Genomic DNA, 12,935 nt, shown 5'->3' with positions numbered 1-12,935 from the left:
TCGGCACGCAAGAGGGGCCCCGCCGTCGGCGGAGCCCCTCTCAGGTCGCGCGGGTGCTGCTACCTGGTGATCGTCACCTTCATGCCCTTGAACGAGGGCAGGGTGTAGGAGGTGCCGCGGTAGTAGACGCTGACGCTGTGCGTGCCCTTCGTCAGCTTCTTCTTCAGGCTCAGCAGCGCCTTGCCCGTCGAGTACGTCGTGCCGGAGTTGACGAGCTTCTGGTCGACGTAGACGTCGACCTTCCCGCCCTTCATGTAGCCGGTCGAGGTGACCGTGATGTCGACCGCGGGCGTCGTGGCCGACGTCGGTGCGGACGGCTTCAACGTGAACGTGGTCGCCGACGAGGCCTTGCCGATGTTGATCTTGACCTGACCCGTGGCCGTCCCACCGTGACCGTCCGAGACCTCGTAGGTCAGGGTCGTGACGCCGTGGAAGTTGTTGGCCGCCGTGAACGTCAGGTCGTCGCCGTCCACGGTCGCCGTCCCGGCGCCGTCGTCGGTGATCGAATAGGTCAGGTCGTCCTCGTTGCGATCGGCGCCCTGCAGCGTCAGCGTGACCGTCTTGCCGGCCTGGACGCTGCCGGTGACGGTCTCCGCCGTCGGGTCGACGTTCTGGCCGGTGAAGGTGTACTTCGTCAGCCCGACCGTGATCGCGTCGACGATGTAGTCACCCTCGACGCCAGATCCGAGCGACCAACCGGCCTGCACGATCTGGGCCTCCGGGAACTCCTGCAGCCAGCCGGACAGCGTGCCGTGGCGGTCCGAGCCCGAGCCGCCCTCCTGTGACGGGGCGTTGTCGTACATCACGCCGCTGGTCTCGTTGAGCCACCAGTCGTTGCCGTAGTAGCTCGCCTCGCTGATCAGCGTGCCGTCGACGTCGCCGTCGTCGTCCGCGTCGATCGTGAGCCACAGGCCCGGCGGGATGGTGCCAGAATTGGTGCGGTAGTCGATCGTGGGCTCGCCTGCCTGGTCCAACGGCAGGTCGACGTCGAACAGACCGGCGGCCTTGGCTTCCGACGAGTCGTTGTCGGTCCACGTGCGGACGCCGCCGGTCGGCCTGAAGGTGTTGTGACCGGCCGACCTGGTGGACGTGGTGTCCACGTCAGCGGCGTACAGCACGTTGGTGGTCAGCCCGTTGCTGAAGTAGTACGTGTCGCCGCCGAGCGTCATCGACTCGATCACGCCATCACCGTGCACGCCGGAACCGAGTGACCAGCCGAGCTCGATGACCTCGGCAGAGGCCGCGGCCGCGCCGGCCCACTGCTCGAGCGTGCCGTGCCACTCCGAGCCCGAGCCCCCGCCGACCACGGGCGCGACTGCCTTGGCCTCGGCGCTGCCCTCGCTGAGCCACCAGTCGTCGCCGTACACCGGCTCGCCGACCAGGATGCCGTCGCGATCGCCGTCGCCATCGATGTCAACGACCAGCTGGGTGCCGGGCCGCGCCGTGGGCGTGGCGGCGGTGTTGCGCCAGCTCATGGCGGCGTCGGTGGCATCGTTCAGATCCACCTCGACGTCGAAGTAGCCGGCAGCCTTGTCGGTGTTCCAGTTGCCTGCTCCCCCATCCGTACGCGGGCCCGTGTTGCTGTTGCCCTCGGTCCAGACATGGACGCCGTCTTCAAGGAAGTCGTTGTGCCCCGTCGCCCGGGTGTTGCCCTGGTCGACGAGGTTGGGCGTGATGACCTTGTCGGCCGCTTGGGCCGGAGAGGTGAGCAGCAGGCTCGAGGCGACGAGGGCCCCGATGGCGGTACCTGCGCCGAGTCGGCGCAGGGGTGACTGACTGGAATTCATGAGGAGTCTTCCGGGAGACGGCTCCCGGACTTTCCCCCGAGAGTGTCACGATGTGACTCCTCCTTGTTACAGGAACAATCTGTCGAAAACAGGGCCAATGGTCCCGCCCGAGCACCTCGGACACCGAAATGACTCTCTTGAGCCCCCTCGACTAGTCAGTTGTGATCCGCATCACACGTCGCTCAAAGCAGGTCGTGACGGACGATCGTCTGCTCGCGATCCGGACCGACGCCGATCGTCGAGATGCGTGCGCCCGAGATCTTCTCAAGCTCGAGCACGTACGTCTGGGCGGCCTGCGGGAGGTCCTCGAACGTACGGGCGGCGGAGATGTCCTCGTGCCAGCCCTCGAAGTACTCGTAGACGGGCGTGGCGTGGTGGAAGCCCGTCTGCGTCATCGGCATCTCGTCGACGCGCTCGCCGTCGACGTCGTACGCGACGCAGACCGGGATACGGTCCCAGCCGGTCAGGACGTCGAGCTTGGTCAGGACGAAGTCGGTGACCCCGTTGATCCGGGCCGCGTAGCGGGCGATCGGGGCGTCGTACCAGCCGCACCGGCGGGGACGCCCGGTCGTGGTGCCGAACTCGGCACCGTTCTTGCGCAGCCGCTCGCCGTCGTCGTCGAACAGCTCGGTGGGGAAGGGCCCCTCACCGACACGGGTCGCGTACGCCTTGACGATGCCGATCACGCGGGTGATCTCGGTCGGCGCGATGCCCGAGCCGGTGCACGCGCCGCCGGTCGTGGCCGAGGACGAGGTCACGAACGGATAGGTGCCGTGGTCGACGTCGAGCAGCGTGGCCTGGCCGGCCTCGAGCAGGACGGTCTTGTCGGCTGCGAGTGCCTCGTGCAGCAGCAGCGGCGTGTCGGCGACCATCGGGCGGAGCCGGTCGACGTACGACAGGAGCTCCTGGACGATCTCGTCGACCTCGACCGCGCGGCGGTTGTAGATCTTGGTGAGGATCTGGTTCTTGAGGTCGAGCGCGCCCTCGACCTTCTGGCGCAGGATCTTCTCGTCGAACAGGTCCTGCACGCGGATGCCGAGCCGGTTCATCTTGTCGGCGTACGTCGGGCCGATCCCGCGGCCGGTGGTGCCGATCTTGCGGCTGCCGAGGAATCGCTCCGCAACCTTGTCCATCGTGCGGTTGTAGTCCGCGATGACGTGCGCGTTGGCGCTGACGACGAGCTTGGACGTGTCGATGCCGCGCTCGTTGAGCCCCTCGATCTCCTCGAACAGGACCTTGAGGTCGACCACGACACCGTTGCCGATGACCGGCACGCAGCCCGGGCTCAGGATGCCGCTGGGCAGGAGGTGGAGGGCGTACTTCTGGTCGCCGATGACGACCGTGTGGCCGGCGTTGTTGCCGCCGTTGAACTTCACGACGTAGTCGACCCGGCTGCCCAGGATGTCCGTGGCCTTGCCTTTGCCTTCATCGCCCCACTGGGCTCCGACGATCACGACTGCGGGCATGGGAATGCACCCCTCACACATGCGACAAGCCCCGGTCTCGCGGGGCTCTTACCGCGACAGTCTAGGGCACTTGCCCGTGTGACGGGCGGGTCAGTTCGCCTGGCGGGCCCGGTACGCCGCGACGGCGGCGCGGTTGCCGCACGTCGTGCTGCAGAACCGCCGCGACCGGTTGCGGGACAGGTCGAGCACCAGCGCCTCGCAGTCGCCGTCGGCACAGATGTCCAGACGCGACAGCTCGTCGGCGCGGACCACGTCGATCATCGCCATGGCGGTCTCGACCAGGATGCGCTCGTGCAGCGGCCGGTCGTCCCGCGTCGCATGGAGGTGCCAGTCGGTGTCGCCGTGCCGCACGAGCTGCGGGAGCGCCCTGGCCTCGTCGAGGATCTCGTTGATCTGGACCACGGCGTCGTCGCGGGAGCTCGTGAGCAGCGTGCGGAGCCGCGGCAGGATGCGGTGGACGGCGTCGAGCTCGGACTGGTCACCCTCGAGCCGGCCGGTGTAGGCGTGGCGCCTGAAGAAGGCCGCCAGCTCGTCCGGCGCGGTCATCGTCACCGGCGGCTCGGCTGAGTTGACCAGCTCGACCGCAGCCACCAGCGCGCCCTCGGTGTCATGAGCAAAGACCATGTTGACACCTTACATGCCGCATCGTAGTGTCATGTGTCATGGCGACTTTGACTCATGACACGGCGAAGGTCCTGACCTCCCGGCGTACGTCGGGGGTGGCCCTCGCGCTGCTCGCGGCGGCGTCGTTCGCCCTGTCCGGTCCCATCGCGAAGGGCATGATCGACTCGGGCTGGACCGCCGGTGCCGCCGTGACGGCCCGCATCCTCATCGCCGGCGCCGTGCTGGTGGTCCCGGCGCTCGTCGTCCTGCGCGGCCGATGGTCGCTCCTGCGTCGCAACGCCGGCCTGGTCGTGGCGTACTCACTGATCGCCATCGCCGGGTGCCAGCTGGCGTACTTCAACGCCGTCGACCACATGGACGTCGGCGTCGCCATCCTGATCGAGTTCGCCTGCCCCGTCCTGGTGATCGGGTGGATGTGGCTCCGGCACGGCCAGCGGCCCAGCCGCCTCACGGTGATCGGCGCTGCTCTGGCGATCGCCGGCCTGATGCTCGTGCTCGACCTCGTCTCGGGCGCCGACCTCGACCCGATCGGCGTCCTCTGGGCGCTCGGTGCGATGGCCAGTGCCGCGGTCTACTGGATCATCTCCGCCGACGAGGACAACGGCCTGCCGGGCATCGTCCTCGCGGCCGGTGGGCTCCTGCTCGGTGGCGTGGTGCTGCTGCTCGCGGGACTGATCGGCATCGTTCCCCTCGAGACCTCGCGGGCCGACGTGGTGCTGGCCGGGTCGGACGTGCCGTGGTGGCTCCCCGTCATCACCCTCGGAGTCGTGACGGCTGGGCTGGCGTACGTGCTCGGGATCGCGGCGAGTCGGCGCCTGGGCTCGCGGCTCGGCTCCTTCGTCGGCCTGAGCGAGGCCGTCGCCAGCGTGCTGTTCGCCTGGTTGCTGCTCGACCAGGCTCCGGCCGCGGTGCAGTTCGCCGGCGGAGCCCTGATCCTGGTCGGCGTCATCGCCGTACGACTGGGCGAACCGGCGACCGAGCATGCTGCGGAGGCCCCTGCCCCCTAGGCTTGCGGTCTGATGACCTCTCTCCTCGCGATCGCCAACGCAGATGCCGGCACGGCTGACGAGCAGGCGATCGAGGACGTCATCGAGGCGCTGCACGGCCATGAGGTGGACGTCGTCCAGACGGCCTCGCCCGAGGAGCTGGCCAGCGCCCTCAGCAGTCATCCGGACGTCGACGGTGTCGTCGTGCTCGGCGGCGACGGCAGCCTGCACGCGGTCGTCGACGCGCTCCGGTCGGCCGGCCGGATCGACACCGTGGTCATCGGGCTCGTCCCCCTCGGCACCGGCAACGACTTCGCCGCGACGCTGGGCCTGCCCGACGACCCGGTCGAGGCAGCCAAGGTCGTGGCCGCCGGGCGTACGCGTCCCGTCGACCTGATCGTCGACGGCCGCGACGAGGTCGTCGTCAACGCGGCGCACATCGGCATCGGCGCCGAGGCGGCCAAGGCGGCCCGGCCGTGGAAGAAGGCTCTCGGCCCGATCGGCTACGTCATCGGCGCGGTGCTGACCGGCCTGCGCGGACTCACGACCCCCGGCGCCCGCCTGGAGATCACGGTCGACGGCAAGACGCTGCCGCGCAAGGAGCCGGTCATCCAGGTCGCGGTCGGCAACGGGACCTTCGTCGGCGGCGGCACACCGCTCCTCCCGCAAGCCGACCCGTCCGACGGGCAGCTCGACGTCGCGGTGTCCTACACCAGGTCTCCGCGGCGCCGCATCGCGTACGCCTGGCATGTCCGTCGCGGTGATCACCACCGGCGAGACGACGTCGTCTACCTGCGGGGCACCGAGGTGACGGTGCGCGGTGACCGGCTGGCCTGCACGAGCGACGGCGAGCTCACCGCGCCGTCCCGCGAGCACTCCTGGCGGCTGGAGCCGGGCGCGCTGACGATCTACGCGCCCTAGCTCACCTGCTCAGCCCTTGGGGGCGACGAGCTCCGCATACGCCTCGGGGCTCGACTCATGCAGGAACTCGCGGCAGCGGTGCGCCTCCCCGGCGTCGCCGAAGCGCTCCGACGCGTCGGCGAGCGCGACGAGCGAACGCAGGAACGGCCGGTTGGGCTCGTGGTTCCACGGCAGCGGGCCGTGGCCCTTCCAGCCGTTGCGGCGGAGCAGGTCGAGCGAGCGGTGGTAGCCGGTGCGCGCGAACGCGTACGCCTCGAGGTCGAGGCCGTCGGCGAGCGCGAGCTCAGCGAGCGTGACCCAGGCGAGAGCCGAGTCAGGGTGGCTGGCCGCGACGTTCTTGGGGTCGTCGCCCTCGGCCAGGGACGCGGCTCCGGGATCCTCGGGCAGCAGCGTGGCGGGCGGTTCACCGAACAGGTTGGTCATGTCGCCATCCTCGCACCCCGCCGGTGAGGCCATCCCGTCGCGTGCGACGTCTGCGGGCCACGGACCGCGCAGACGTCGCACCCGGGGTTCTAGCGTGGGCTGCGGCGGAGGCCGACCACCGCGAGGGTGCTGAGCAGGCCGACGACGGTGAGTCCGACGACGACCTGGATCGCGGTCGTCATGCCCGGCAGCAGGGTGTCGGGCTGGGCAACCCCGTCACCCGCTCCGATCACGGCCGAGATCACCGCGAGCATCACCGCGCCGCCGATCTGGAGGCTGGTGTTGACCAGCCCGGAGGCCAGCCCCTGCTCGTGATCGGCAACCCCCGACGTGGCCTGTGCGTTGATCGACGGGAAGCAGAGGGCGAAGCCCAGGCCCAGCAGCAACATCGTCGGCAGCAGGAAGCTCACGTACGACATGCCCGGCGTGACCCGGAGGAACAGCGCATAGCCGAGGGCGAACGAGGCGAGGCCGGCGGCGATCACGAGCCGGGTGTCGAAGCGCTCGAGCACCGAGCCCATCTTGACGACGCTCGCGACGACCAGGATGCCGGCCGGCAGGAACCCGAGCGCCATCTCCAGTGGCGACCAGCCGAGAGCGTTCTGGAGGTAGAGCGTCACGACGAACTGGAACGCCACGTAGCCGCCGAACATCACAGCGCCGGCGAGGTTGGCGTGCACCACGCGAGCCGACCGCAGGATCCCCAGGCGTACGAGCGGGTGGTCGTGCCGCTGCTCCACGGCAACGAACGCCGCGGCGAGCAGCGCGCTGATGACCAGCAGGCCGACCGTGGCCGGGCTCGTCCAGCCGCGGGCGGGCGCCTCGACGACGGCGTAGACCAGAATCAGCAGGGACGCGGTGCTGGTGAATGCCCCGAGCAGGTCGAAGTGCTTGAGCGACGACGTCTGGCGCTCGGCGCGCGGGACGACCTTGAGGCCGGCGAACAGGAGCAGCAGCGCCGCCGGGCCGGGGAGCAGGAAGGTCATGCGCCAGCCGAGCTCGGTCAGCAGCCCGCCGAAGACCAGGCCCATCGAGAAACCGCTGGCCCCGCAGACGGTGTAGATGCTGAGCGCCCGGTTGCGGGCGGGGCCCTCGGCGAACGTCGTCGTGATGATCGACAGGCCGGCCGGCACCGTGAAGGCCGCGGCGACGCCCTTGACGAATCGCAGGGCGATCAGCGCGAGGTCGTTGCTGAGGAATGCGCTGACGACCGAGGCGACGCCGAATGCGCCGACGGCGAACAGGAACACCGACCGGCGCCCCAGCAGGTCGGCCGACCGGCCGCCGAGCAGGAGCAGCCCGCCGTAGCCGAGGACGTACCCGGAGACGATCCATTGCAGGGACGACGGCGACATGCCGAGGTCCTCCCCGATCGAGGGCAGGGCGACACCCACCATCGAGATGTCGAGGCCGTCGAGGAAGAGGGCGCCGGCGAGGACGACGAGCAGCAGCCAAGTGCGGCTGGCCCACCCGGAGCCCTCGGTGACGTGCAGGTGTGTGGAGTCAGGTGGAGTGCCTGTGAGGACTGAGGTCATGTCGCCAGTCTTATGCACTTGCATTTAATGCGCAAGCAACTAATGCACGAACATCTTATGCACGCGCGGTGATATGCTTCACACGTGTCGAAGGTTTCTGACGAGAAGCTCGCAGCGTCGTGGCACGAGCTCATGGGTCGCTACAACCAGCTGACCTGCCGCCTCGACCGCGAGCTCGGCGCGCAGCACGACCTCACCTCGAGCGAGTTCGAGGTGCTGCAGCTGCTGCACGGCGCCAAGCCCGACGGCAAGGTACGCATGGCCGTCCTGGCCGAGCATGCCCACCTCAGCCAGAGCGCGCTGTCACGCCTGGTGAGCCGTCTCGAGAAGGACGGCCTGGTCTGTCGCAACACCTGCGCCGACGACCGCCGGGCGCAGTGGACCGAGATCACCGCCGAGGGCCGGACCCGCTACGAGGCGGCCCGTCCGACGCACCGCAAGATCCTGCGCGAGGAGGCCGGCGACTGCGCCCAGCTCGCGGCCGGCGTGCTGCTGCCCGCCGACCGCTGACCCGGACTCAGAGCTTGGTGCCGGCGCTGCGCAGGTTGGCGCAGGCCTCCGCGACGCGGGCTGCCATGCCGGCCTCGGCGGCCTTGCCCCAGGCACGCGGGTCGTACGCCTTCTTGTTGCCGACCTCGCCGTCGACCTTGAGGACACCGTCGTAGTTGCCGAACATGTGACTGACGACGGGCCGCGTGAAGGCGTACTGGGTGTCGGTGTCGACGTTCATCTTGACGACGCCGTAGTCGACCGCCGCCGAGATCTCCTCGGGCAGCGAGCCGGAGCCACCGTGGAAGACGAGGTCGAACGGGTGGTCCTTGCCGTACTTCTCGCCGACGACCTGCTGGGCCTTCTCCAGCACCTCGGGCCGCAGCTTGACGCCGCCGGGCTTGTAGACGCCGTGCACGTTGCCGAACGTCAGGGCGGTGAGGTAGCGACCGTTCTCACCGAGACCGAGGGCCTCGGCCGTGGCGAGCGCGTCCTCGGGGGTCGAGTAGAGCTTGTCGTCGATGGCACCGACGACGCCATCCTCCTCGCCGCCCACGACGCCGATCTCGACCTCGAGGATGATGCCGGCGGCGTGGCAGCGTGCCAACAGCTCCTTGGCGATCTCCAGGTTCTCGTCCAGCGGCACGGCCGAGCCGTCCCACATGTGCGACTGGAAGTAGGGCAGCCCACCGGACTTGACCCGCTCCTCGGAGGCGGCGACCAAGGGCCGGACGAAGCCGTCGAGCTTGTCCTTGGGGCAGTGGTCGGTGTGCAGCGCGACGTTGACGGGGTAGGCCTTGGCGACCTCCTCGGCGAACGCCGCGAACGCCAGCGAGCCGGTGACCATGTTCTTGACGGTCGGGCCGGAGAAGTACTCCGCACCGCCGGTGGAGACCTGGATGATGCCGTCGCTCTCGGCCTCGGCGAAACCGGCGAGCGCCGCGTTGAGCGTCTGCGACGAGGAGACGTTGATGGCCGGGTAGGCGAACGACTCGCGCTTGGCCTTGTCGAGCATCTCGGCGTAGACCTCGGGTGTGGCGACGGGCATGCGGCTCTCCTGAAATGGCTGGTGGGATGGCGAAGGCCAGTATTCCAGTCCCCTTGGTTACGGGCGAGTCACCCCGGGGCTCGGCCGATGGCCTTGACCGCGGCACGGGCGGCGACCTGGACCGGGCTCCACACCGACGAGAACGGCGGAGCGTACGCCAGGTCGAGCATCACGACGTCGTCCACCGTCAGCCCCGCGGCCACGGCCGTCGCGGCGACGTCGATCCGCAGCGCGGCGTCCTCGGCGCCCACGATCTGCGCTCCCAGCACTCGGCGGGTCGACCGGTCGGCGATCATCACGACGGTCATGGTCTTGGCATCGGGCATGTAGCCGGCGACGTTGGTCGTCTCGATGCTGACCGCCACGGGGTCGAAACCCGCTTCGCGAGCCTGCTCGAGCCCCAGGCCCGTGCGGGAGACCTCGAGGGCGCAGAACTTCGTGATCGCCGTCCCCACGACGCCCGGGAAGCTGATCCTCGGCGTCCCGCCGGACAGGTCGGCGATGATGCTGTCGGCGGCGACCATCCCCTGCTTGTTGGCGTGGGTGCCGAGGGGCACGTGCACCAGGTCGCCGGTCACGCGGTCCTTGGTCACGACGCAGTCGCCGGCGGCCCAGATGTCGTCGAAGCCGACCACGCGCTGGTGCTCGTCGACGACGATGCCGCCCTTGGCCCCCAGCGGCAGTCCGGCCTCGGCGGCGAGGCCCGACCGGGCGGTGACCCCGAGGCCCAGCACGACCAGCTCGGCGGCGATCGACTCGTCCTCGGTCGTCACGGCACTGACCCGGCCCGCATCGTCGAGGGTGAACCCGGTGACGGTGGCGCCGGCCAGCAACCTGATGCCGTGCTGGCGCATCGCGGCTGCGACCTGCTCGCCCAAGGCCGGCTCGATGATCGACAGCGGCGTGGCCGAGCGCTCGATGACGGTGGTGTCGAACCCGCGAGCGATGCACGCCTCGGCGATCTCGAGGCCGACGTAGCCCGACCCGACCACCACGACGCGTCGCGGCTGCTCGGCCAGCCCATCGATGAGCGCCTGGCCGTCGTCGAGGGTCTGCACCCCGTAGATCCCGGTGCCGTCGATCCCGGGCAGGTCGGGGCGGACCGGCTCGGCACCGGTCGCGAGGACCAGACGGTCGTACGACACCTCGTCCCCGTCCCGCAGTGACACCGTGCGTGCCTCGGGGTCGAGCGCGATCGCCTCGACACCCATGCGCACGTCGATCCCGTTGGCGCGGTGCTGCTCGACCCCGCGCGCGACCAGCTCCTCCGGCGCCCCGACCTCGCCGGAGATCCAGTAGGGGATGCCGCAGGCCGAGTACGACGTCCAGCTGCCGCGCTCCAGGACGACGACCTCGTCGTCCTCAGGCAGAGCGCGGCGCACCGCGGACGCCACCGTCATACCGGCGGCGTCGCCACCGATCACCACCACGCGTGAGCCCATGTCCTAGAGACTAGAGCGACTTCTCGAACCAGTGGTCGGGGTAGGGGTTGTCGTTGTAGCGCGGGATCTCGACGTAGCCCGCGGCACGGTACATCGCGAGTGCGGCGGCCAGCGAGCTGTTGGTGTCGAGCCGCACGACCCGATGCCCCAGGGCCCGGGACTCGTCCTCGAGCCGGCGGAGCAGCCGGCCGGCGAGCCCTGAGCCGCGCCAGTCCCGGTGCACCCACATCCGCTTGATCTCGCCGATGTCGTCGGACAGGGACTGCAGGCCCCCGCACCCGACGACGGCGCCGCCACTCACGGCGACCACGAAGCGCCCGGTCGCACCTGCCAGTGCGTGCTCGTCGTCGGCACCGGCAGCCGCGTCGAAACCACCGTCGAAGGTCTCGTCCAGCTCGCGGAAGTACGCAGCGACGGCGGTGCGGGCATGCTCGGAACCGGGGTGGACGAGGTCGAGCGACACCGTGGCGGCGCGGACGAGGCGCTCGGCCTGGTCGAGGCACTCCGCGAGGCGTGCGCGCTGCCGCTCGGAGAGGACGTCGACGAGCTGGTGCGCGAGGACGTCGGACCGGTCGTCGAGATCCTGCTGCTCGGCCCGGCCGCGCTCGGTCAGCGCCGCGATCCGCCGCCGGCCGTCCGTCGGGTCCGGGGTCACCGTGATGAGTCCGTCGGCCTCCAGCTGTCGCAGCAGCCGGCTGAGGTAGCCCGAGTCGAGGTCCAGGCGCTCCCGCAGCTCGCGCACGCTGGTGTCCTGGCCCCGCAGCTCGAACAACAGTCGCACCGGCCCGAGCGAGCGGCCCGAGCCGAGAAAGGACTCGTCGAGCACGCCGACGCGTTGGGACCACGAGCGGTTGAAGCGGCGGAGCGTCGCCACGGCATCGTCGACCATTCTCTGACCTTAGTCAGACAATGGCGAGTGGGTCAACCGTCTAGCTCGGCGTGCTGGCGGATCCAGGTGTGCATCGCGATGGCGGCCGCAGCGCCGGCGTTGATCGAGCGCGTCGACCCGAACTGGGCGATCGAGAGCGTACGCTCGCAGGCTGCGCGCGCCTCGTCCGAGAGGCCGGGGCCTTCCTGCCCGAACACCAGGACGCAGTTTCGCGGCAGCTCGGCGGTCTCGATGGGCACGGAGTCGTGCACGTTGTCGATGCCGACGAGGGTCAGGCCCGCCCCCGCCGCCCACACGGAGAGCTCGGCCACGGAGCCGTGGTGGCGTACGTGCTGGTAGCGGTCCGTCACCATCGCCCCGCGGCGGTTCCACCTCCGCTTGCCGACGATGTGGACCTCGGCGACGGCGAAGGCGTTCGCCGTGCGGACGATCGAACCGATGTTGAAGTCGTGCTGCCAGTTCTCGATCGCGACGTGCAGCGGGTGCCGCCGCGTGTCGAGATCGGCCACGATCGCGTCGAGCGTCCAGTAGCGGTAGCGGTCGACGACGTTGCGCCGGTCGCCCTCTCGCAGGAGCTGCTCGTCGTAGTGGTCGGCGTCGGGCCACTCCCCCTCCCAGGGGCCGACCCCGACGGCCGGCTCGAGCTCGGGCTCCGGATCGGTCATGACGCCCGCGCGGTCCCGAACTCGTCGCGATAGGCGCGGATCGCCGCGAGGTGCTCGACGTGGCTGCCGGACTCCTCGACGTACTCCACGATCTGGCCGAAGTCGATGATCGAGACGACCGGGACACCGAAGTCCCGCTCGACCTCCTGGATCGCCGACAGGTCGCCGCTGCCGCGCTCCTGCCGGTCGACCGCGACCATGACCGCCGCGACCTCGGCCCCGGTCCCGGCGACGATGTCCATGACCTCGCGGATCGCGGTGCCGGCCGTGATGACGTCGTCGATCACGAGCACTCGGCCCTCGAGCGGCGAGCCGACGATGAGCCCGCCCTCGCCGTGGTCCTTCGGCTCCTTGCGGTTGAAGCACCACGGAACGTCTCGGCCGAGCTGCTCGGAGAGCTGCACCGCGGTCGCCGAGGCGATCGGGATGCCCTTGTAGGCGGGGCCGAGCAGGACGTCGAACTCGATGCCGGTCCGGTCGATCGCCGCGGCGTAGAACCCGCCCAGCGCAGCGAGCCGGGCGCCGGTGTTGAACAGGCCGGCGTTGAAGAAGTAGGGCGACGTACGGCCGGACTTCAGCGTGAACTCGCCGAACCGGAGCACCTCGTGCTCGAGGGAGAACTCGATGAACTCGCGCTGGTAGTCATGCATGCCAGCAGCC

Annotated in this window: 13 protein-coding genes; 3 read left to right on the top strand and 10 right to left on the bottom strand. The window is 69.9% G+C overall.

The window, feature by feature from the left end; genetic code table 11:
- Positions 1-59: 59 nt before the first annotated feature.
- From AB0N22_RS14825 to AB0N22_RS14815, 3 genes are all read right to left on the bottom strand, one after another.
- Positions 60-1,787, bottom strand: a complete 1,728-nt coding sequence (locus AB0N22_RS14825) for an Ig-like domain-containing protein (protein ID WP_364641702.1) — start codon at positions 1,785-1,787, stop codon at positions 60-62.
- 182 nt (positions 1,788-1,969) lie between these two features.
- Positions 1,970-3,253: an adenylosuccinate synthase gene (locus AB0N22_RS14820; RefSeq protein WP_364641699.1), complete on the bottom strand. Its 1,284-nt coding sequence runs from the start codon at positions 3,251-3,253 to the stop codon at positions 1,970-1,972.
- 90 nt (positions 3,254-3,343) lie between these two features.
- Positions 3,344-3,877, bottom strand: coding sequence for a CGNR zinc finger domain-containing protein (locus AB0N22_RS14815; protein WP_364641697.1), 534 nt, complete (start codon positions 3,875-3,877; stop codon positions 3,344-3,346).
- A 38-nt stretch (positions 3,878-3,915) separates the two neighbouring features.
- On the opposite strand from AB0N22_RS14815, the gene AB0N22_RS14810 reads away from it, so the two are divergent.
- Positions 3,916-4,884, top strand: a complete 969-nt coding sequence (locus AB0N22_RS14810; RefSeq protein WP_364641694.1) for a DMT family transporter — start codon at positions 3,916-3,918, stop codon at positions 4,882-4,884.
- 12 nt (positions 4,885-4,896) lie between these two features.
- Complete coding sequence (locus AB0N22_RS14805; RefSeq protein WP_364641691.1) at positions 4,897-5,784, top strand: YegS/Rv2252/BmrU family lipid kinase; 888 nt, start codon at positions 4,897-4,899, stop codon at positions 5,782-5,784.
- A gap of 9 nt (positions 5,785-5,793) precedes the next feature.
- Here AB0N22_RS14805 and AB0N22_RS14800 read toward each other — a convergent pair whose 3' ends face one another.
- Positions 5,794-6,207: a DUF3151 domain-containing protein gene (locus AB0N22_RS14800; protein ID WP_364641688.1), complete on the bottom strand. Its 414-nt coding sequence runs from the start codon at positions 6,205-6,207 to the stop codon at positions 5,794-5,796.
- An 89-nt stretch (positions 6,208-6,296) separates the two neighbouring features.
- Complete coding sequence (locus tag AB0N22_RS14795; RefSeq protein WP_364641685.1) at positions 6,297-7,742, bottom strand: MFS transporter; 1,446 nt, start codon at positions 7,740-7,742, stop codon at positions 6,297-6,299.
- A gap of 84 nt (positions 7,743-7,826) precedes the next feature.
- Here AB0N22_RS14795 and AB0N22_RS14790 point away from each other — a divergent pair, with 84 nt between their 5' ends.
- The gene (locus tag AB0N22_RS14790) at positions 7,827-8,252 is read left to right on the top strand and encodes a MarR family transcriptional regulator (RefSeq protein ID WP_364641682.1); all 426 of its coding nucleotides are present in this window, start codon (positions 7,827-7,829) and stop codon (positions 8,250-8,252) included.
- 7 nt (positions 8,253-8,259) lie between these two features.
- On the opposite strand, the gene fbaA is transcribed toward AB0N22_RS14790, so the two are convergent.
- From fbaA to pyrE, 5 genes are read right to left on the bottom strand one after another with little or no spacing between them, the layout of a single operon-like run.
- Positions 8,260-9,327: a class II fructose-bisphosphate aldolase gene (gene fbaA, locus AB0N22_RS14785; protein ID WP_364642765.1), complete on the bottom strand. Its 1,068-nt coding sequence runs from the start codon at positions 9,325-9,327 to the stop codon at positions 8,260-8,262.
- A 20-nt stretch (positions 9,328-9,347) separates the two neighbouring features.
- Complete coding sequence (locus tag AB0N22_RS14780; protein WP_364641679.1) at positions 9,348-10,721, bottom strand: FAD-dependent oxidoreductase; 1,374 nt, start codon at positions 10,719-10,721, stop codon at positions 9,348-9,350.
- Positions 10,722-10,731: 10 nt separating this feature from the next.
- Entirely contained in the window at positions 10,732-11,610 is an 879-nt protein-coding gene (locus AB0N22_RS14775; protein ID WP_364641676.1) for a GNAT family N-acetyltransferase, read from the bottom strand.
- A gap of 32 nt (positions 11,611-11,642) precedes the next feature.
- Positions 11,643-12,275: an RNA methyltransferase gene (locus tag AB0N22_RS14770; protein ID WP_364641673.1), complete on the bottom strand. Its 633-nt coding sequence runs from the start codon at positions 12,273-12,275 to the stop codon at positions 11,643-11,645.
- A complete protein-coding gene (pyrE, locus tag AB0N22_RS14765) occupies positions 12,272-12,925 on the bottom strand; it encodes an orotate phosphoribosyltransferase (protein WP_364641670.1) in 654 nt (217 codons plus the stop codon). Before pyrE ends, AB0N22_RS14770 begins: the two co-directional genes overlap by 4 nt.
- Positions 12,926-12,935: the final 10 nt, after the last annotated feature.

Origin of the sequence: Aeromicrobium sp. NPDC092404 (assembly GCF_040684095.1) — a bacterium.
Classification (GTDB): Bacteria; Actinomycetota; Actinomycetes; order Propionibacteriales; family Nocardioidaceae; genus Aeromicrobium.
The sequence above is the reverse complement of the archived record's forward strand: the minus strand, read 5'-3'. Positions and strand labels throughout refer to the sequence as shown.